The organism is Proteiniclasticum sp., from assembly GCF_032054185.1.
In the GTDB taxonomy this organism is placed as follows: Bacteria; Bacillota; Clostridia; order Clostridiales; family Clostridiaceae; genus Proteiniclasticum.
On sequence record NZ_DAMBTF010000003.1, the window covers coordinates 110,207 to 131,551 of the forward strand.

The 21,345-nt window shown below is 42.6% G+C and carries 18 protein-coding genes; all 18 read left to right on the top strand.

Annotated features, from left to right (window positions below; genetic code table 11):
- The first annotated feature begins 287 nt into the window (after positions 1-287).
- Positions 288-2,384 (top strand): type I DNA topoisomerase, encoded by a 2,097-nt coding sequence (gene topA / locus RTX25_RS02555; RefSeq protein ID WP_312650091.1) that lies wholly within the window; start codon positions 288-290, stop codon positions 2,382-2,384.
- Positions 2,385-2,839: 455 nt separating this feature from the next.
- Positions 2,840-3,613, top strand: coding sequence for a GTP-sensing pleiotropic transcriptional regulator CodY (gene codY / locus RTX25_RS02560; protein ID WP_312650094.1), 774 nt, complete (start codon positions 2,840-2,842; stop codon positions 3,611-3,613).
- Positions 3,614-3,799: 186 nt separating this feature from the next.
- A complete protein-coding gene (rpsB, locus tag RTX25_RS02565; RefSeq protein ID WP_312650097.1) occupies positions 3,800-4,501 on the top strand; it encodes a 30S ribosomal protein S2 in 702 nt (233 codons plus the stop codon).
- Between the two features lie 84 nt (positions 4,502-4,585).
- Positions 4,586-5,497 (top strand): translation elongation factor Ts, encoded by a 912-nt coding sequence (gene tsf / locus RTX25_RS02570; protein ID WP_312650100.1) that lies wholly within the window; start codon positions 4,586-4,588, stop codon positions 5,495-5,497.
- Positions 5,498-5,602: 105 nt separating this feature from the next.
- Entirely contained in the window at positions 5,603-6,322 is a 720-nt protein-coding gene (gene pyrH / locus RTX25_RS02575; protein WP_312650102.1) for a UMP kinase, read from the top strand.
- Positions 6,323-6,356: 34 nt separating this feature from the next.
- Positions 6,357-6,908 (top strand): ribosome recycling factor, encoded by a 552-nt coding sequence (frr, locus tag RTX25_RS02580; protein ID WP_312650103.1) that lies wholly within the window; start codon positions 6,357-6,359, stop codon positions 6,906-6,908.
- Between the two features lie 25 nt (positions 6,909-6,933).
- A complete protein-coding gene (locus RTX25_RS02585) occupies positions 6,934-7,701 on the top strand; it encodes an isoprenyl transferase (RefSeq protein ID WP_312650105.1) in 768 nt (255 codons plus the stop codon).
- Positions 7,694-8,488 carry a phosphatidate cytidylyltransferase gene (locus RTX25_RS02590; RefSeq protein ID WP_312650107.1) on the top strand — a complete coding sequence of 265 codons (795 nt, stop codon included), beginning with the start codon at positions 7,694-7,696 and terminating at the stop codon, positions 8,486-8,488. Before RTX25_RS02585 ends, RTX25_RS02590 begins: the two co-directional genes overlap by 8 nt.
- A gap of 206 nt (positions 8,489-8,694) precedes the next feature.
- The gene (locus tag RTX25_RS02595) at positions 8,695-8,832 is read left to right on the top strand and encodes a hypothetical protein (protein ID WP_312650108.1); all 138 of its coding nucleotides are present in this window, start codon (positions 8,695-8,697) and stop codon (positions 8,830-8,832) included.
- A 378-nt stretch (positions 8,833-9,210) separates the two neighbouring features.
- Positions 9,211-10,368 (top strand): 1-deoxy-D-xylulose-5-phosphate reductoisomerase, encoded by a 1,158-nt coding sequence (locus RTX25_RS02600; RefSeq protein WP_312650110.1) that lies wholly within the window; start codon positions 9,211-9,213, stop codon positions 10,366-10,368.
- Between the two features lie 2 nt (positions 10,369-10,370).
- Positions 10,371-11,375 (top strand): RIP metalloprotease RseP, encoded by a 1,005-nt coding sequence (gene rseP / locus RTX25_RS02605; protein ID WP_312650112.1) that lies wholly within the window; start codon positions 10,371-10,373, stop codon positions 11,373-11,375.
- A gap of 3 nt (positions 11,376-11,378) precedes the next feature.
- Complete coding sequence (gene ispG, locus RTX25_RS02610) at positions 11,379-12,428, top strand: flavodoxin-dependent (E)-4-hydroxy-3-methylbut-2-enyl-diphosphate synthase (RefSeq protein ID WP_312650113.1); 1,050 nt, start codon at positions 11,379-11,381, stop codon at positions 12,426-12,428.
- 53 nt (positions 12,429-12,481) lie between these two features.
- Entirely contained in the window at positions 12,482-16,726 is a 4,245-nt protein-coding gene (locus RTX25_RS02615) for a PolC-type DNA polymerase III (RefSeq protein ID WP_312650263.1), read from the top strand.
- Between the two features lie 190 nt (positions 16,727-16,916).
- Entirely contained in the window at positions 16,917-17,369 is a 453-nt protein-coding gene (rimP, locus tag RTX25_RS02620; RefSeq protein ID WP_312650115.1) for a ribosome maturation factor RimP, read from the top strand.
- Between the two features lie 19 nt (positions 17,370-17,388).
- The gene (gene nusA, locus RTX25_RS02625; protein ID WP_312650117.1) at positions 17,389-18,633 is read left to right on the top strand and encodes a transcription termination factor NusA; all 1,245 of its coding nucleotides are present in this window, start codon (positions 17,389-17,391) and stop codon (positions 18,631-18,633) included.
- A gap of 33 nt (positions 18,634-18,666) precedes the next feature.
- Positions 18,667-18,933, top strand: a complete 267-nt coding sequence (gene rnpM, locus RTX25_RS02630) for an RNase P modulator RnpM (RefSeq protein ID WP_312650119.1) — start codon at positions 18,667-18,669, stop codon at positions 18,931-18,933.
- Between the two features lies 1 nt (position 18,934).
- Entirely contained in the window at positions 18,935-19,240 is a 306-nt protein-coding gene (locus tag RTX25_RS02635) for a ribosomal L7Ae/L30e/S12e/Gadd45 family protein (RefSeq protein ID WP_312650264.1), read from the top strand.
- 17 nt (positions 19,241-19,257) lie between these two features.
- Positions 19,258-21,330: a translation initiation factor IF-2 gene (gene infB / locus RTX25_RS02640; RefSeq protein ID WP_312650122.1), complete on the top strand. Its 2,073-nt coding sequence runs from the start codon at positions 19,258-19,260 to the stop codon at positions 21,328-21,330.
- Positions 21,331-21,345: the final 15 nt, after the last annotated feature.

The following is a 21,345-nucleotide window of genomic DNA, read 5'->3' on the forward strand; positions in this document are numbered from 1 at the left end:
GCCGAGTTTCATTTAAATAAAGGCTAATATTCTGCCGTAGTTTCTGCTGTGAAACCTTGTTCTAGGTGAAATCCTGTCAGGTGTAAACGAATTGGATACTAAGATTCTTTTGACATTTTAAAAATCATAGTATAGAATATGGAATTAATTCAGGGATTTATCACCAAGGTGAATAAATACAATATTGTTGAAATAGTATGATATATTATTAAGAAATGTTCTACTATAAATTGAAGTAGTATAAGAAGCAATTGATTTTAATGAAATCGTCAATAAGAGGAGAGTATATGAGTCAGAAATTAGTTATCGTCGAGTCACCGGCAAAAGCCAAGACCATTAAAAAATATCTGGGATCAGGTTATGTAGTGGAAGCATCCATGGGACATATAAGAGACCTGCCCAAAAGTCAGCTGGGCGTGAATGTGGAAGAAGACTTTGAACCTAAGTATATCACCATCAGGGGAAAAGGTGATCTGCTTGCCAAGCTGCGCAAAGCTGCAAAAAAAGCCGACAAAGTGTATCTCGCGACTGACCCTGACAGAGAAGGAGAAGCCATAAGCTTCCATCTGGCCAGTGTACTGAAACTCGATCCCGAAGACAACATCAGAATTGAGTTCAATGAGATCACCAAAGATGCCGTCAGAAGATCGATCAAGAACGCGAGACCCATCAATCTTAAAGTCTTTGATGCGCAGCAGGCAAGAAGAGTTGTGGACAGACTGGTCGGATATGAAATCAGTCCGATTCTCTGGCGTAACGTGAAATGGGGCCTGAGTGCGGGGCGTGTTCAGTCGGTAGCGCTTAAAATACTCTGTGATCGCGAAAAGGAAATTGAAGCCTTTGTTTCTAAGGAGTACTGGAGCATAGAGGCTGATCTGATCAAAGACAAGAAAATCATCAAAACAAAGCTCACCCAGTACAAGAACAAAAAAGTGGAAATTGAATCAGAAAAAGAAGCACTTAAAATCAGAAAAGACCTGGAAAAAGGAGAGTTCACTGTTTCTTCCATCAAGAAGGGAACAAAGACGAAAAATCCTCTTGCACCTTTTATCACCTCCACCCTACAGCAGGAAGCTTCAAGAAGGATGAATTATCAGACAAGAAGAACCATGAGTATTGCTCAGAAACTGTACGAAGGTATGGACATCAAGGGTTACGGTTCGATAGGTCTCATCACTTACATGAGAACCGATTCCACGAGAATCTCATCGGAAGCTCAGGCTTCGGCAAAAACCTACATTGAAGAAACCTACGGAAAAGCATATTATCCAAGTACACCCAGAGTGTATAAAGGTAAGAAAAATGCTCAGGATGCTCATGAAGCCATAAGACCAAGTGATGTGAATCTGACACCTGAAATGGTCAAAGCCAGTGTGAAGTCCGAAGAATACAAGCTCTACAAGCTCATCTGGGAGAGATTCGTAGCCAGCCAGATGGCTTCGTGTAAACTGGATACCATCAGCCTTGAAGTGCTGAACGGTGACTACAAATTCAGAGCCAGCGGTTCATCTGTCGCATTTGACGGATTCATGAAACTTTATGACTATAAAGTTGAGGATGAAGAGGAAAACACTTCCATTCCTGATCTTGAAGAGAACGAGAAGCTGAAGAGCAAGGACATCAATCTGAATCAGCACTTCACACAGCCGCCTCCAAGATTTACAGAGGCAAGCTTTGTCAAGACTCTGGAAGAGCTTGGAATCGGAAGACCTTCAACCTATGCGCCGACAATATCCACATTGCTTAACCGTTTATATGTGGAAAGAGACAAAAGAAGTCTTGTTCCTACGGATCTCGGTAAAATCGTCAATGATATCATGAGCGAATATTTCAAAGATATCGTAGACGTGGAATTTACGGCTGAAATGGAATCCCGACTGGATCTTATCGAAGAAGGTACGGAAACCTGGAAAGAAGTTGTAGGAAGTTTCTACAATCCATTGAAGAAGGACATCGACTTCGCTGAGAGTAAAGTGTCAAAGGTGACCATAGAGGATGAGGTCACCGATGAGATATGCGAAAAGTGCGGAAGTCATTTTGTCATCAAAAATGGAAGGTTCGGTAAATTCCTCGCCTGTTCGGGTTACCCGGAATGCAAGAATACCAAGGCCATTGTGGAAAGACTGGACGTGAAATGTCCTACCTGTCATGAAGGTGACGTACTTGCAAGAAAATCCAGAAAGGGAAAAAAATTCTTCGGATGTTCAAGATACCCTGACTGCAACTATGTAAGCTGGTATGAGCCGGTGAAGACTCCTTGTCCAGTATGCGAGAGCCTGATGTACAAGAAGTATTCCAAAAAGGACGGCAGTTATCTTGAATGTTCCAATGAAAGCTGTAGACATAAAATCATAGAAAAGAAAGAAACTGAAGAGCAGGAATAAAACATAGGAGCGTCAGCGCAATATAGGTCTGACGCTCTTTTCTTTGGCAAAACCCTTTAAAGAAATTCTGTGAATTCTAAAATTTCGAATTAATTGTTTGCTTTGTGCATAAAATGAAGATATAATTCTTAATGGTGCGATTCATATTTTGTACACATTCTCAACAGAATCAAGTATAGAATTCCGTGTCAGTTTCATAATATGGACTGAACCTCAATACGAACGCTGAAATCTGCAGTTAGCCTGAATTCGGATGAATTTGTAAAAAAGTTAAGTTCAGACTATTGATCTGAGGGATTCAGGAAGAAACATGTCTAAAAATAAAGATACTTTAAAGTGAGTGAATTGTGTAATATTATTGAATAATCTTTATTTTTATGATATTATCTGTAAAGGATAAATAATAATTCTAAATATTCACAATATTAATAGATAAATAAATAGGGGGATGTACAATGTCATTACTTAATAAAACCAGAAAGCTCAATAAAATACTTCAGAAATCTGGAACAGAACCAGTCGTTTTTGATGATATCTGCGAAATTCTCAGCGATGAATTAAACTCAGATGTATATGTTGTCAGTAGAAGAGGAAAGATTCTGGGCCACAGGTTTACCCGTCAGTTTACGGTTAAAGATGAATATTCGTATATTCTCGATGATATGAGATTCAAAGATGAATATAATGATGTTCTACTTAAAATCGGGGAAACGCTGACAAACCTGAAGTCAGATGAACGTTATGTACTGAATATCGAAAATGAATATGAAGGCAAAAACAAAAAGACGACCATCGTTCCAATCAACGGCAATCGTGAAAGACTGGGAACATTGATTCTTGTTACGCTTTCAGATGAATTCAGTGATGAAGATATCGTTCTTGCCGAGTATTCCGCAACAATCGTAGGTCTTGAGATCTTAAGATCCAAGCAGCTGGAGAGCGAAGAAAACCAGAGAAAGAATGATGTGGTTGATCTTGCCATCCATACACTGTCCTATAGCGAAAAAGAAGCTGTAAATCATATTTTCAAGGAACTTGATGGCGATGAAGGACTTCTTGTTGCATCCAGAATCGCAGACAAGGTGGGCATCACAAGATCGGTAATCGTCAATGCTCTGAGAAAACTTGAGAGTGCAGGCGTAATCAAATCCAGATCACTAGGCATGAAGGGGACAAGAATTACCATTCTGAATGATAAACTTCTGGAAAAGCTGGATATCAAAAAGTAATAGAGATGAATATTGAAAATCTGCAAAAATCGGTTTTAGGACCGGTTTTTGTTGCTTAGTGGAAGTAACTATGATATACTACTCAAGGATAAAAATAATCACATCTGCTGATTTCAGAGAGGGTGCCGAAGAGGTTTCTCTGGGAGATGACGTAGATGGAAGGTTAAAAACCAGGAGGTAGAAAAAATGGCAGTAATTTCAATGAAACAGCTTCTAGAAGCTGGTGTTCACTTTGGTCATCAGACCAGAAGATGGAACCCTAAGATGGCTCCATACATATTCACAGAGAGAAACGGGATCTATATCATAGACCTGCAGAAGACTGTGAAGCTCGTAGATGTAGCTTATAACTTCATCAGAGAAGTATCAGCAGAAGGTAAGGACGTTCTGTTTGTTGGAACAAAGAAGCAGGCTCAGGAGGCGATTCAGGAAGAAGCGCTTAGAGCAAACATGCACTTCGTAAACAACAGATGGCTAGGCGGAATGCTTACAAACTTCGGTACAATCAAGAAGAGAATAGCAAGAATGGAAGAAATCCGTGTCATGCAGGAAGATGGAACATTTGATGTTCTACCTAAGAAGGAAGTAGCTTCCCTAATGAACGAGCTTGAAAAGCTTGAAAAGAACCTTGGTGGAATCAAGAACCTTGATGTGAACAACATCGGTGCGATCTTCATCGTTGACCCAAGAAAAGAGAGAATAGCCATTGCTGAAGCAAAGGCGCTGAATATTCCTATCGTTGCTATCGTAGATACAAACTGCGATCCAGACGAAATTGATTACATCATCCCTGGAAATGATGATGCTATAAGAGCGGTAAAGCTAATCACAGCAAGACTTGGAGATGCTATCTTAGAAGCAAGACAGGGCGAAGAATTAGCTGAGTAAAAAAGTAAAAGGTAGGTGGTTTTCCATTTACCTTTTCTTATAGAGTAAGTTAAATACTTAAATAACAATTAGGAGGAATTTATTGTGATAAGTGCACAAGCTGTTAAAGAATTAAGAGATAAGACCGGCGCAGGTATGATGGACTGTAAAAAAGCATTGACCCAAGCTGAAGGCGATATAGAAAAGGCAATTGACATTCTGAGAGAAAAGGGACTGGCATCTGCTGCTAAGAAATCCGGTAGAGTTGCATCTGAAGGTGTAATCGCTACTTATGTCTCAGAAGATATGAAGAAGGCTTCCATTATCGAACTGAACTGCGAGACTGATTTCGTATCTGCAAACACAGATTTCATAAATCTTGCTAACGGAATCGCCAAAGTGGTAGCTGAAACAACTCCACAGGACATCGAGGAAGTTAAGGCACTGCCATACGAAGGAATAACTGTACAGGAAGCTGTAACTAACCTTATTGCAAAGCTTGGAGAAAACATGAATCTGAGAAGATTCGAGAAAATCGATGCTGCAGACGGACTGGTTTCAGCATACAACCACATGGGTGGTAAGATCGGTGTTCTCGTTCAGGTCAGATCAGAAGAGGCTAATGATGCTGTAGCAACTGTAGCAAGAGATGTAGCTATGCATGTAGCTGCCCTTAACCCACAGTTCCTTGACAATACATCTGTTGATGCAGATACGATTGAAAGAGAAAAGGAAATCTACAGAGTACAGGCGCTGAATGAAGGAAAGCCAGAAAAGATCGTTGACAAGATGGTTGAAGGAAGAATCAACAAATTCTACAAAGAAGTCTGTCTGGTTAACCAGATGTTCGTCAAGAATCCTGATCTTTCAATTCAGGCATTCGTCAATGAAGAGTCCAAGAAACATGGAAAGATTGAACTGGTTAAGTTTGTAAGATTTGAAAAGGGTGAAGGAATCGAAAAGGAAGAAGTCGATTTCGCTGCAGAAGTTGCCGCTCAGATGGGTCTGAACAAGTAAAACTTGAAACATGGATTCGAAAGAATTTAAAAGAGAACACCTTTGTGTTCTCTTTTTTTGAAATAATTGCTAGAATAGAATCATAATGCACTTATGGAGGTTAATATGAGTGAACCTAAATACAAAAGAGTCATGCTTAAACTGTCTGGTGAGTCCCTAGCAGGAAAGACCGGTTTTGGAATTGATTTCAGCGTTGCTAAGAGAATTGCCGAAGAAATCAAAGATCTGGTGGATATGGGAGTGGAAGTTGGTGCAGTCATTGGAGCGGGCAATATTTGGAGAGGCAGAGAAGGCAGCGGTATGGACAGAGTGACAGCAGACAATATGGGTATGCTGGCCACGTGTATCAATGCACTTGCTCTGCAGAATTCGCTTGAAGACCTCGGAATCGAAACAAGAGTACAGTCAGCTATTGAAATGAGAGAGATTGCTGAGCCCTTCATCAGAAGAAGAGCAATAAGGCATCTGGAAAAAGGAAGAGTGGTCATATTTGCCGCAGGCTCCGGTAATCCCTATTTCACAACAGATACAGCCGCAGCACTAAGAGCAGCTGAAATAGATGCTGAATGCATCCTGTTGGCCAAGAAAGTGGATGGTGTCTATGATATGGACCCCAACATCTACCCTGAAGCTAAGAAGTACGACAGGCTTTCCTATAAGGAAATCATAGAACAGGATCTTAAAGTGATGGATATAACAGCCATAACACTTTGCAAAGATAATGATATTCCGATCATTGTATTCGGACTTGATGGCGAAGGAAATATCGTAAAAGCCATCTCAGGAGAATCTAATGGTACCATTATTGACTCTGAAACGATATAATTGTAATAATTAATCAATCACGGGAGGATAGACAATGTTTAAAGATTTAATGAAAAACCTGGAAGAAAAAATGGGTAAGACCATTCACAATCTTGATGCTGAACTGGCCACACTTAAAGCGGGTCGCGCCAATCCAACCATGCTGGACAGAATTGAAGTCGAGTATTACGGAAGTATGGTTCCGATCAGTCAGGTGGGAAATGTATCCACACCTGAGCCAAGAATCCTTATGATCACTCCTTGGGAGAAATCCGCTCTGAAAGCTATTGAGAAGGCCATCAATATGTCTGATCTCAATCTCAATCCGAACAATGACGGATCTGTCATCAGACTGATCATTCCGGAACTTACAGAAGAGACAAGAAAAAATCTTGTCAAAGTCGTACACAAAAAAGGTGAAGAGGCTAAAATCGCCATAAGATCCATAAGAAGAGACACCATCGAAAAGATCAAGGGAATGAAGAAAGAAGTTTCAGAAGACGAGATCAAGAAGGGCGAAGAAGACGTCCAGAAGAAAGTGGATGACTACATAAAGAAAGTGGATATTATTCTCCTGGCGAAAGAGAAGGAGATTATGACAGTCTAGTTTCCATTTCGAAGGAAGGTATAACATGTTTAATATTTTCAAAAAGCCTAAATCCATCGAACATAATGATGTACAGCTGGATATGGACAGGATGCCCCGTCATATCGGCATTATTATGGATGGAAATGGCAGATGGGCAAAGGCGAGAAATCTGCCTAGAACCATGGGCCATAAAGCTGGAGTGGAAACCATCAGAAGAATTCTAAAGGAATGTAATCGGCTGGGGGTCAGGTACCTGACCCTCTACGCCTTTTCCACGGAAAACTGGAAAAGACCCAAAGACGAAGTCAATGCACTCATGACCCTTCTGGTGGAATACCTTAAAGGTGAAATGGAAGAACTGAACAGAAATGATGTAGTGATCAGCTTTGTAGGTAACATTTCACGACTGCCGGAGATCGCGCAGGCAGCGCTTCTTGACGCCAAGGAAAAAACAAAGAACAATAAAGGTGTTCAGATGAATCTTGCGCTGAATTATGGCGGAAGAGAGGAAATTGTTCAGGGAGTCAAAGAGGTGATTCAGGCAGTAAAATCGGGCAGGATTTCGGAAGATGAAATCACCGAAGAATCCTTCAAGGACTTTCTCTATACAAAAGGACAGCCTGATCCTGAACTGATCATCAGACCCAGCGGTGAGCTGAGGTTATCAAACTTCCTCCTTTATCAGGGGGCTTACAGTGAGCTCTGGTTTAATCACATCAACTGGCCCGACTTCACTGAAGAACATCTTAGGATGGCTATTTCAGATTTTCAGAAAAGAGACAGACGGTTTGGGGGAGTGAAGAGTGAATAATAGATACATCGGTGCACTGTTTCTTCTTCCTCTGCTGTTTATGATTTTTATCGGTGGCTGGTTTCTGAAAATCACCGTACTGCTTTTATCCGTAAGAGCATTGTATGAGTTCTTCCATGTGATGGAGAAAAAAGGTCATCAACCGCTGAGTATTCTCGGCTATCTGACCTGGGTGGCCTATTATGCCATTATTCTGTTCATGGAGAATCCTCTTGAGCATCTGGGTGTAGTCCTTGCACTTTCTCTGACAATGGGCTTTGTTTATATGATTTTTCATGAAAAGACAACCATTGTGGATGTGGGAATTACCATTTCAGGATTCATTTATACGGGAGTACTGTTCAGTTTCCTCATTCTCCTGTCTCAGAAAGAAAACGGACAGAATTTTGTCTATGCCGTATTCATCATCTCCTGGGTATGCGATACACTTGCATATTACAGCGGCAGACGATTTGGCAGACATAAACTCAATGAACGGGTCAGTCCGAAGAAAACTGTTGAAGGGGCTATCGGCGGACTTGCTGGTGGTGCTATAGGTGCGTTCGTTCTTGGACTGTTCGTCACAGAGACTACAGGGGCTGCAGTCTGGCATTTTCTCATCATGGGTTTCTTCGGCGCAATGTTCGGACAGATAGGAGATCTGGCAGCATCATCCTTGAAGCGTTATGCAAATGAGAAGGACTATCCAAAGATCATTCCGGGACACGGCGGGATATTGGACAGGTTTGATTCGATACTTTTTGTTTCTCTCCTGATTTATGTCTATACAACATACGTCCTCGCATAATAGAACCATGGAATCATAGTTAAATTAAATAAGATACGGTGATAAATAAGAGTCATTCCCATGGAATGGCTCTTATTCATTTTAATAGAAAAAAGTTTATGATGTTCATAGGAAGTTTAAATAATATATATTGTATTATTTGAGGTGCGGGTATATATTATATACAACAGTAGTTTTATCATATAACTCAAAGAGGAGGGTGCGTTATGAAGAAGGAACCTAAAACCAAAATACTATTTACTTTACCAGTGGACCTGAAAGAAGAGTTATTAAAGGAAGCTGAGAAGGAAAACAGATCATTGAATAACTATATTCTTACACTATTGCTGAAAAGAAATAATTAGAGACGTATAGAGCGGACAGTATTTATAGGTTTGGAGCAAGCAGCTTCAAACCTTTATTTATTTTAGAATGTAATTTTAGACTGTGAAAATAATCCGGATATCCTGATCAGTCTGATGATTCTTAAACTATCGTGGCACTAAAATAGGTTACATAAAGATTCTGATATAAAGATCATGAAAATTGTAAGATATGTGGTTGATCATACTTAAACTGAATTTATTTGGATGTGTATGAACAAAGCATTAAGCCCGAATGAACTCACTATCATGTAATGATTCTTTGTAATTCATAAGAATGTTAGTCAAAACTATGATTTTCTTAATAATTCTTCTGTATAATAGGAAAGAAGTATAACTAACCGGAAAGGGGAAAGCCCATTGAAGAAGATATCGATTATTGGAGCTTCGGGCTCTATTGGGACACAGACTTTAGATGTAATCCGCAAAGACAGCGGATTATCACTGATCGGGGTATCGGTCCACTCCAACATGAGTAAGCTAAAAGAGATCATTATGGAATTTCATCCTACAGCAGTTGCAATCACCAGTGAAAAGCATTATGAGGAAGCAAAAGAGCTTTTGAATGAGCTTGAATTTCAGGGTGAGGTAAGCTTCGGCATAGAAGGACTGATTCATATCGCAACCCTCCATGAGGTGGATACCGTTGTAACTTCTCTTGTGGGTATGGTAGGTCTCAAGCCGACAGTAGAGGCGATTAAAGCAGGTAAAAACATTGCTCTGGCAAACAAGGAAACACTGGTAGCGGCCGGGGAAATCGTTATGGCGCTCGCGGATAAATATCATGTCAGCATACTGCCTGTCGATTCGGAGCATTCAGCTATATTTCAGAGTCTCCAGGGATCAAGGCATGAAGAGGTCGAAAAGATTATCCTCACAGCATCCGGTGGACCTTTCAGAGGGAGAGATAAGGCATATCTGAAGACCGTAACAAAAGAAATGGCTTTGAAACACCCAAATTGGGTCATGGGCGCGAAAATAACAGTTGATTCATCCACAATGATGAATAAGGGGCTTGAAGTCATAGAAGCCAGATGGCTCTTTGATGTAGGGTATGATAATATTGAAGTCTATGTACATCCTGAAAGTATTATCCATTCCATGGTGCAGTACAGGGACAACAGCATCATCGCACAGCTGGGTGCACCTGATATGAGACTGCCGATTCAGTATGCACTGAATTATCCTCATCGTGCTTTAGCCGTGGCGAATGAGCTTGATCTTCTGAAAATCGGTAATCTCTCTTTCCAGAAACCGGATACCGATACATTCAGACTCCTTGATCTGGCCTATACAGCAGGCAGACGAGGGGGACTCCAGACTGCTGTCATGAACAGCGCAAATGAGGAAGCGGTAGAACTGTTTCTCCATGACAGAATCAGATATTATCGGATTTCTGAAGTTGTTGAGGAAACAATGGATCAGTTCAGGAATCTGGGAGAAATCACTTTGGATAAAGTGCTGGAAACAGATATTCAAGTCAGAGATTACGTTAGAAGAAAGTTTAAAGAGGTGTAGAAATGTATCTATTATTATCAATATTCGCTTTTGGTCTGCTTGTCCTGGGACATGAATTCGGACATTTCATCATGGCCAGAGCCAACGGAGTTACAGTTGAAGAGTTCTCCGTTGGGATGGGTCCAAGAATCTGGCAGAAACAGGGCAAGAATACGCTATACTCACTTAAAGCGCTGCCCATTGGCGGCTCTGTAAAAATGTATGGAGAAACTGCTGATGAGGCAGGAGAGGGTTCATTCTTCTCCAAGAGTCCATTAAGAAAGATGACAATCATTGCAGCAGGACCGATTATGAACATCATCATGGCGCTTCTTGTGCTTTTTGCGGTCATACTTTTTACCGGATACAGCAGCAATGTGATTTCGGAAGTGATTCCTGATTCACCGGCACAGGCAGCCGGAATCATGCCAGGAGACAAAATCATCAGGGTCAATGGAGAACGTGCCTATACATTCCAGGATGTATCGACCTATATCGCATATAATGGGTTGAATGAAGTCACTCTGGAGATGAAAACATCAGAAGGCACTGTAATAAAGACCATGACCCCAATGGAATCTGAAGGAAGAGCTCTTGTGGGCATCGTACCCCAATCGGTTGAAAATCCGGGATTCTTTGAATCCATGGGAGAAAGTTTCGATCAGGCAAGATCTCTGATCACGCAGACACTCTTCTCGCTGAAAATCCTGTTTACAGGCAGAGCTAGTCTCAATGATTTCGGAGGACCGGTGACCATTTTCAAGATCTCATCAGAAGTTGCAAGTGTTTCCTTATGGGGACTGGCTTCGTTTGCTGCATTCCTCAGCATCAATCTTGCGGTGCTGAATCTCATACCATTTCCTGCTCTGGATGGTGGATGGCTACTCATCCTTCTTGTTGAGCTGATCACAAGGAGAAAGCTTCCAGACAAGTTTGTAGGAATATGGAATACCATAGGATTCGTGATTCTCATGAGCTTCATGCTCCTGATCACTTTCAAGGATATCTTTTTACCAGGAGGATTTTAGTTCATGACTAGAAGAGAGACACGAAAGATCAGAGTCAAGGATATCTATATCGGCGGAGACAGCAGAATCTCGGTCCAGTCCATGACCAATACAGATACAAGAGATGTGGAAGCGACACTTAATCAGACAAGGGCACTTATGGTGGCTGGCTGTGATATCATACGTTTTGCAGTTCCTGACATGGAGGCTGCGGAAGCGCTTAAGGAAATCACAAGACAGCTGCCTATTCCTGTTGTTGCCGATATTCATTTTGATTACAGACTGGCTTTGAAGAGTATAGAAAACGGAGTTTCCAAGCTCAGAATAAACCCTGGAAATATTGGGGGAAAAGACAAGGTAAGGATTCTTTCAGATGCCTGTAAGGAAAAGGGAATCCCCATAAGAATCGGGGTCAATTCAGGCTCTCTGGAAAAAGATATTCTGGAGAAATACGGAAAAGTCACCCCTGAGGGTCTTGTGGAAAGCGCCATGAGGAATGTGGAGCTCCTAGAAGACAACAACTTCCGTGACATCATCATTTCCATCAAATCCTCAGATGTGCTGACCATGATGAACAGTTACAGGCTTCTTTCAGAAGCTGTAGACTATCCGCTTCATCTGGGCGTAACTGAAGCCGGAACCATCTGGAGAGGAACCATTAAAAGTTCAATCGGTATCGGCGGACTTCTTTCAGAAGGGATCGGAGATACCATAAGGGTCTCACTTACAGGAGACAGCATTGAAGAAATCAAAGCCGGAAGAGAGATCCTTAAAGCCACCGGTCATCTCAAAGAAGGCATCGAGTTTGTTTCCTGTCCCACATGCGGCAGAACTCAGATCGATCTCATCGGTATCGCAAATGAGGTGGAGGAAGCCTTGAAAGACAGCAAGAAGCATATTAAAGTCGCTGTAATGGGCTGTGTCGTTAACGGACCGGGCGAAGCCAGAGAAGCCGATATCGGTATTGCAGGTGGAAACGGGGTCGGTCTTATTTTCAAGAAAGGACTCATCATCAAAAAAGTAAAAGAAGATGAACTGGTTCGTGCACTTCTTGAAGAAATCGAAAAAATGTAGATCAGAATGAACATCGTAGAAAGGGGGAGGACTTTTTGGGAATACAGGAGCTTATGGACAAAGAATCCTCGCTGAAGCAATTTGATATAAGCAACGTTTTAAAAGTGGAATTTGTCAAAAAACACAACCTGTTCAGAGTGTATCTCAAGACAAGCCGTCTTCTTGATGCCAAGGTAAAGGAACCTATAGGGGAGTTTCTCTGCAGAATAACAGGGCAGAGCTGTGAGACTTCAATAATTGATATCCTGGGTGATTTTCATCGTGAAAACATCCAGGATGTTCTCATGGGCATTTTTCTGACAGAACCTTTAAAGTACAACTTTCTGAAGGATGCGGCAATCAGCCTTGAAGAAGACAAACTCATCATCAGACACTACAGTAGTACGCTCATCCGAAACTTCAGAACCAAAGATGCTCTTAGGCATATGGACAGTGTTCTGAAGAGCTGTTATGAGAAAGTGCTGCATATAGACATCAGACTGGATGAAAGTCTTACGCCTGAAAGACAGGAAATCGACGTCAGGCATGAACTCAATGTTATGAGGAAAGAGGCGGGAATCAAGGGTGATCTTCCAGGAAGTTCAGCTCCGGTGGGAAAACCGATTAAAGCTTCACTTCCCGAACAGACAAAATCAGGCAAGAAGCAGAAAGATGATAATATTCTTCTTGGTAAGCCCATAAGGGAAACCAGTGTCAGAATAAAGGATCTGGATGACAACTCGGGTCTATGTGTTCTTGACGGGGAAGTGTTCAAGATGGATATCCGTAAACTGAAGACCGGAAAGAATCTATTTCTTCTATATGTTACAGACAATACAAGTTCCATTTCGGTCAAAGTCTTCATGAAGGAAGATGAGGAACTGCCCATAAAGACAGGTCAGGTTTTCCGGTTCAAGGGTAATGTCACCTATGATATGTATTCCAAAGAACTGACTATGATCGCTAAAGACATCAATCGCATGGAGAAGATAAAACGTACAGACAGAGCCAAAGAGAAGCGTATCGAGCTCCATATGCACACGAGTATGAGCAGCATGGATGCCCTGGCATCAGCCAAACGTATTTTCAGACAGGCAAAGGATTTTGGACACAAGGCTGTAGCAATCACCGATCACGGTGTTGTACAGGCCTTCCCTGAAGCTATGGATCAGGCGAGAGAAACAGGGGTTAAAGCCATCTACGGAATGGAAGCATATGTTGTGAATGATGAAATGAACATCATAGAGAACATCGACGAATCTCTTGAGGATATGGTCATCTTCGATATCGAAACCACCGGTTTCTCCTCTGTCAATGACAGAATCATAGAAATCGGAGGAGTCAAGGTGAGAAACGGAGAAGTCATTGATGAGTTCTCCGCCTTTATCAATCCCCATCGGCCGATTTCCATGAAAATCACAGAGCTCACCGGAATTACCGATGCCATGGTCAAGGATGCACCAGGAATTGAAAAAGTCATTCTGGAATTTTATGAGTTTATCAAAGGTGCAACCCTCGTTGCCCATAACGCATATTTTGATGTGGGCTTCATCCGCAAAAATCTTGCCGATCTAAGCCTCACCATCGATAATCCGATACTTGATACCGTTCCTATGTCGAGATTCCTCTATAAGGAACTCAAGCGGCACAGGCTTGATGTCATCGCAAGGCATCTGGGCATCGATATGGGCTCACATCATAGGGCGGTGGACGATGCGAAAACGACCCACAGAATCCTTAGCAAATCACTGGAGAAGATGAAGGAAATGGGCATCACCTCTTTCAGGGAGCTCAATGAAAGGAGTCGTGAGGAGATGGATTATAAGAGACTGCCCATGTTCCATACGACGATTCTTGTAAAGAATCTTGTGGGACTTAAAAATCTTTATGAAATGGTCACTTCCTCCCATCTGGACACTTTCCATCAGAAACCGAGAATTCGTAAAAGTGTACTGGAAAAGAGCAGAGAAGGTCTTCTTCTCGGCTCAGCATGCATCAATTCGGAACTGGTGAGGTACATCATGGAAGGGCGAACCGAAGCAGAAATTGAAAAGATGGCTTCCTACTATGACTATCTTGAAGTTCAGCCTATCGAAAACAACCTTGACCTTCTTAAGGACGGAAGGATAAAAGATCTGGAAGGATTAAGAGATCTTAACCGCAGGATCATTTCTCTTGGCCGATCCCAGGGCAAACTCGTTGTGGCAACAGGCGATGTGCATTATCTCAATAAGGAAGACAAACTGTACAGAAAGATTCTGCTGGCGTCTCAGGGCTACAGCAATCAGAACGGTGAACTGGATCTTTACTACAGAACCACAGACGAGATGCTGAATGCATTCGCCTATCTGGGAGATGAAAAGGCAAGAGAGATCGTTATAGAGAACACTCATAAGATTGCGGATTCCATAGAAGAATTCCTGCCGATCCCCAATGGCACTTTCCCACCTAAAATTGAAGGTGCTGATGAGGAAATCAGAGAGATGACCATGAACGAAGCCCACAGGCTCTATGGAGATGTACTCCCGGAGGTGGTTGAAAAACGTGTGGCCAAGGAGCTCAATTCCATCATCAGCAACGGTTATGCCGTTCTATACCTCATTGCACACAAACTGGTTGCAAAGTCGCTCTCTGACGGTTATCTTGTCGGTTCAAGAGGATCTGTCGGGTCCTCACTTGTGGCCACATTCACTGGAATCACTGAGGTTAATGGTCTGCCTCCTCACTATCGTTGTCCGAACTGTCGGCACAATGAATTTTTCCTTGACGGCAGCATAAGCAGCGGTGCAGATCTTCCTCTTAAGGACTGTCCTTCCTGCGGTACTCCATATATCCGTGACGGACATGATATTCCGTTTGAAACCTTCCTCGGTTTTGAGGGAGACAAGGAACCGGATATCGACCTTAACTTCTCGGGAGAGTATCAGGCTGTAGTTCATAAATATACAGAGGAACTGTTTGGTCAGGGCTATGTATTCAAAGCGGGCACCATCGGTACAGTTGCAGAGAAAACCGCTTATGCCTATGTGAAGAAATATCTGGAAGAGAAGGAGATGAATCTGCCTTCTGCTGAAATCGAAAGACTATCTCAGGGAATGGTCGGTGTTAAAAGAACAACCGGGCAGCACCCCGGAGGGATCATGGTCGTGCCTAGGGATAATGATGTGCATAATTTCACACCTGTCCAGAGACCGGCGGATGATCAGGAATCAGACATTACAACAACTCATTTTGACTATCATTCCATTTCCGGCAGACTGCTTAAGCTGGATATCCTGGGGCATGATGATCCGACCATGCTGAGAATGCTTCAGGATCTTACGGGTATCGATCCGAAAGCGCTTCCTCTGAATGATGAGAAGGTCCTATCGCTCTTCACATCAACCCGAGCACTTGGTGTAACGGCGGAAGAGCTGGGCATACCCGTTGGTGCGCTTGGTCTTCCGGAATTCGGAACGAAATTTGTTCGAGGAATGCTTCTTGATACCAAGCCCTCAACATTTGCAGATCTTGTCCGTATTTCCGGGTTATCCCATGGAACAGATGTCTGGCTGAACAACGCTCAGTATTATATCAAAGAAGGATTTACTACGCTAAGTGAATGTATCAGTACAAGAGATGACATTATGGTTTACCTGATCTATAAAGGTCTCGAGGCGAAGAAAGCGTTCACCATCATGGAGAGTGTGAGAAAAGGTAAGGGCCTGAAGGAAGATGATGAAGTGGTGATGAGGGAGAATGATGTGCCTGAGTGGTATATCGAATCCTGCAAGAAAATCAAGTATATGTTCCCTAAGGGACATGCCGTCGCGTACGTCATGATGGCCATGCGTATCGCATACTTCAAGGTCTACCATCCTCTGGCCTACTATGCCGCCTACTTCTCTACGAGAGCATCCGATTTTGACGGCGAGCTTATCCTGCAGGGTGAACTTGCAGTAAGAAAGAAACTTGATGAGTATTATGAACTGGGAAACAATGCTTCCACGAAGGAAAAGAACATGATCACCATTCTTGAAATCGTCTTTGAGATGTACAAGAGAGGACTGAGCTTCAAACCGGTGGATCTTTATCTGTCACACGGAAAGAAGTTTCTGATCGAAGACGGTGCCATCAGGCCTCCTCTAAGCTGCCTTGTGGGTGTCGGCGTAAATGCTGCGAACAGCATCTATGAAGAAGCGAGAATCCGTGAATTCATCTCCAAGGAAGATTTGAGGCTCAGGTGTAGAATATCGAAGACTGTAATTGAAACTCTCGATAACTGTGGAGCACTGGAAGGTATGAATGATACGAATCAGCTGTCATTCTTCAATTTATAGAAGGGGTTGAAATTTCTCCTTTTATATGATACTATTTAACAGAAGAATAACTTTGAACTTTGAGAGTGGGCACAACCCGCTCTTTCGTTTTGTGGCGCAACTTTTTTCCGGTTGCGCTTTTCAATACCCTGAACTACCTGAAAGATGGACATAGGGAAGCGAGTCAAGAAATAAGATAAGAGGTGAGATTATGGAGAAACTGAAAAACCTGGAAGGACTGTTCACAGAAGAAGTTGAAGCACTGGGCTATGAACTGTATCACATGGAATATGTCCATGAAGACGGGATGAATATCCTGAGATTCTATATCGATCACGAAAAAGGGATTGCTCTTGAGGACTGTGAAAAAGTTTCAAGGAGAATGAGCGATATACTTGATGAAAAAGACCCCATTGCAGAAGATTATAATCTGGAGGTTTCCTCCCCAGGAATATTTAGAACCCTCTTCACCAAAGCACATATGGAAAAAGCTCTTGGCGAAAAAGTTATGGTCAGGACAAAGAAACCTGTATCAGGTGCCAAGAAATTTGTGGGCATCCTGAAGGAAGTCACAGACCAGGGATTAATCATCCTGAAAGACAAGGAAGAACTTGAAGTCAGTTTTGAAAATTTGAGATCTGTCAACATCGAAGTAGATTTATAACAAGTACAAGGAGGATAAAATGGCAAAGGCAACTGTTAAAAAGAAAGATGAAGTTATTCTCGCACTCAAAGCCATAGCAGAAGAGAAGGGGATCAGTGAGGAGATGCTGTTTGAAACACTTGAAGATGCAATGATTGCAGCTTACAAGAAAAATTATGTCAGCAGCGGCTCACAGAATGTTAGAGTCAATATCGATCGCGAAACCGGAGAAATAAAGGTGTTCTCTTTAAGACAGGTCGTTGAAGAGGTTCAGGATGACCAGGATGAGATCACACTGGAAGAAGCGAAAGCGATTCATCCCAAATACGAACTTCTTGACTTTGTGGAAAATGAAGTCACACCGGCAAATTTTGCCCGTGTTGCTGCTCAGTCTGCGAAGCAGATTGTGACACAGCGAATCAAGGAAGCGGAAAGAAGCATCCTGTACAATCAGTATCATGAGAAAGAATTTGATGTGATCACTGGCACAGTTCAAAGAAAAGACAAGGGAAACATCTATATCGATTTAGGGAAGACAGAAACTGTACTTACCCCATCCGAACAGATCCCTGGAGAAAACTATGAATTCAACGATAAAATACTGCTTTATATTGTTGAAGTCAAGCAGAATCCGAAGGGGCCTATGATTTCTGTTTCCAGAACTCATCCAGGTCTCGTGAAACGACTTTTCGAGAAGGAAGTTCCGGAAATCTACGATGGAATTGTGGAAATCAAAGCCATTTCAAGAGAAGCCGGATCAAGAACCAAGATTGCAGTTCATTCCAATGACCCTGAAGTTGAACCGATGGGAGCTTGTGTGGGACCAAGAGGAACAAGAGTCCAGAATATCGTCAACGAACTCCGTAATGAGAAGATCGATATCATCAGATGGTCCAAGGATCCGAAAGAGTTTATTGCAAATGCGCTGAGTCCTGCAAAGGTACTTGATGTCATCATCATTGAAGACGGGAATTCCTGCAAGGTCATCGTTGATGACAACCAGCTGTCACTTGCCATCGGTAAAGAAGGGCAGAATGTCCGACTTGCCGCAAAGCTTACTGGATGGAAGATCGACATCAAGAGCAAGAAACAGTATGAAGCTGATCTTGCTGCAAGGGAAGAACTGAAGAGCGTCGAAGTGGAAGCTTCGGAAGTGCCGGACACAGAAGTGAACGCGCCAGATCTCAATGAGGAGATCGAAGTTGAAGCGGAAGTTCTGGTCGGGGAAACTCTTCCTGAAACAGAATCCGAAGTGGAGCCTTCTGATGAGGACGAAGATAAGTAGAACTTGAATCTATAGGAAAGAGAGGTGTTTTATTTGAAGGTGAAAAAAATACCACTGAGAATGTGTACCGGCTGCATGGAAATGAAGCCTAAAAAAGAGCTGATCCGTGTAGTAAAGAGCAAGGATGATGAACTTTCCATAGACCTTGTGGGGAAGAAACCGGGCAGAGGTGCATATGTCTGCAGGAATGTAGAGTGTCTTGAAAAATCATTCAAGACAAAGAGGCTTTCCAGAAATCTGGAAACCAGTATCAGCCAGGAGATTTACGATGATCTCCGGAAGGCGGTGGAACTTGGATAAAATGCTGTCCTTCCTGGGGCTGACCAGAAAATCCGGTCAACTGCTCCTGGGTTACAATAAAAACGAAGAAGCCATAAAAACAAAGAAGGTATCACTTCTGATTGTTTCTAAGGATGCTTCAGAAAACACGAAAGATAAGTTCAAAGGTTACTGTGAAAAATACAAGGTGCCTTTAATCGAGGATTTCACTCCTGATGAATTAGGATATGCATTGGGTTATGAAGGAATTGCGGTCGTAGGAATAACAAACAAGAATATGTCAAAGAAATTACTGCATATTTACGACAGCAATAAGGAAGAAGAATAAATACGGAGGTGGTCCTATTGTCAAAAATCAGAGTGTATGAACTTGCAAAGGAACTGGAAATAACCAGTAAAGAGTTGATAGCGATACTAAAAGATGAATTTGGAATAGAAGTTAAAAATCACATGAGTGTGGTTGAAGAGGAAGATGCGGCGCTGATCAAGGAGCTGCTTGGCGGCGAGGATAAAGAACCGGGCACAGAGAAAACGGAGAAGAGTCTTGTAGATGAATACGAAGAGATTCTAGAAGAAGAAGTCGTTAATCTTGCCAAGAAGAAGAAAAAGTCAAAAAGAGAGCTCGCTCAGGAAAAAATAGATGCTGAAAAAGCACAGGAAGTCACATCAGGAATTCAGATCGGTGAGTTCATCACGGTCAAGGATTTTGCGGACAAGCTTGGAAAGCCTGTTGCAGAAGTGATTAAAGCCCTGATTTTCAGCGGCATCATGGCAGGAATCAATCAGGAAATCGACTTCGAAACTGCACAGAAAGCAGCAGAAAAGCTGGAAGTTGAAATCGTTCAGGTGAAGGATGCTTCATCAGGAATTGCCGATGAAGACCAGGAAGACGCTTTAGATGTGAATCTTGAAAAGAGACCTCCGATCGTAACCGTAATGGGACACGTCGATCATGGTAAGACTTCACTTCTTGATGCCATAAGAAAAGCAAAGGTTATGGAAAGCGAAGCCGGCGGAATCACTCAGCACATCGGAGCTTACACCATCACCATCAACGGAGAGAAAATCACTTTCCTTGATACACCTGGACATGAAGCGTTTACTGCTATGAGAGCAAGAGGCGCGCAGGTTACGGATATCGTTATTCTGGTTGTAGCAGCCGATGACGGAATCATGCCTCAGACAGCTGAAGCCATCAATCACTGTAAGGCTGCAGGCGTTCCGATGATCGTCGCAATCAACAAGATTGATGTGGAAGGCGCAAATATCGAACGTGTCAAGCAGGAGCTTACAGAGTACGGTATGGTTGCTGAAGAATGGGGTGGAGACACCATCTGCGTTCCAGTATCCGCCAAGGCAAAGATCGGCATAGATGATCTTCTGGAAATGGTTCTTCTTACTGCTGAAGTGGAAGAGCTTACAGCGGATTCAAATAGAAGAGCTGCAGGTACAGTGATTGAATCTGAGCTTGATAAGGGAAGAGGTCCAGTTGCGACACTTCTCGTACAGAAGGGTACACTAAACGTTGGAGATTCCATACTTGTGGGCTCCACATACGGAAGAATCAGAGCCATGTTTGACGACAAGGGCAAGAAAATAAAGAGTGCCGGTCCTTCAATTCCTGTAGAGATTCTAGGTCTTTCAGAAGTGCCACAGGCTGGTGACAAATTCAATGAAGTCAAGGATGAGAAGACTGCCAGAGGTATGGCTGAAGCAAGAAAGATCAAGGAAAAGAGCCTTCAGCAGAGTACCATGAGAGTTTCTCTAGAAGACCTGTACAATCAGGTTAAGGAAGGTAAAATTCAGGAACTTCCAATCATCATCAAGGCTGACGTACAGGGTTCCATCGAAGCTTTAAGAGGCACACTTGAAAAGCTTTCAACAGATGAAATCAAAGTCAGAGTCATCCATGGTGGAGTCGGTGCCATCACAGAAACCGACATCTCCCTTGCAGCGGCATCTAATGCAGTTGTCATCGGATTCAATGTAAGACCGGACAACAATGCACAGATCCTTGCAGAAAAGGACAAAGTGTATGTGAAGACTTACAGAGTCATCTATCATGCAGTGGACGACATCAAGGCTGCCATGATCGGTATGCTTGCTCCTGACATCAAGGAAGTCATTCAGGGAAGAGTGGAAATCAGACAGACATACAAGGTTTCAGCACTTGGTACCATAGCAGGATGTTATGTCTTAAGCGGAAAGATCACAAGAAACTCTGAAATCAGACTGCTTCGTGACGGTGTCATCATCCATGAAGGCAGACTTGCATCGCTGAAGAGATTCAAGGATGATGCCAAGGAAGTTCACGCCGGATTCGAGTGCGGACTGTCCATCGACAAGTTCAACGAAATCAAGGAAGGCGATATTATTGAAGCCTTCATCATGGAGTCCATTGTCAGAAAAGAACTATAATCACCAATGAGAAAA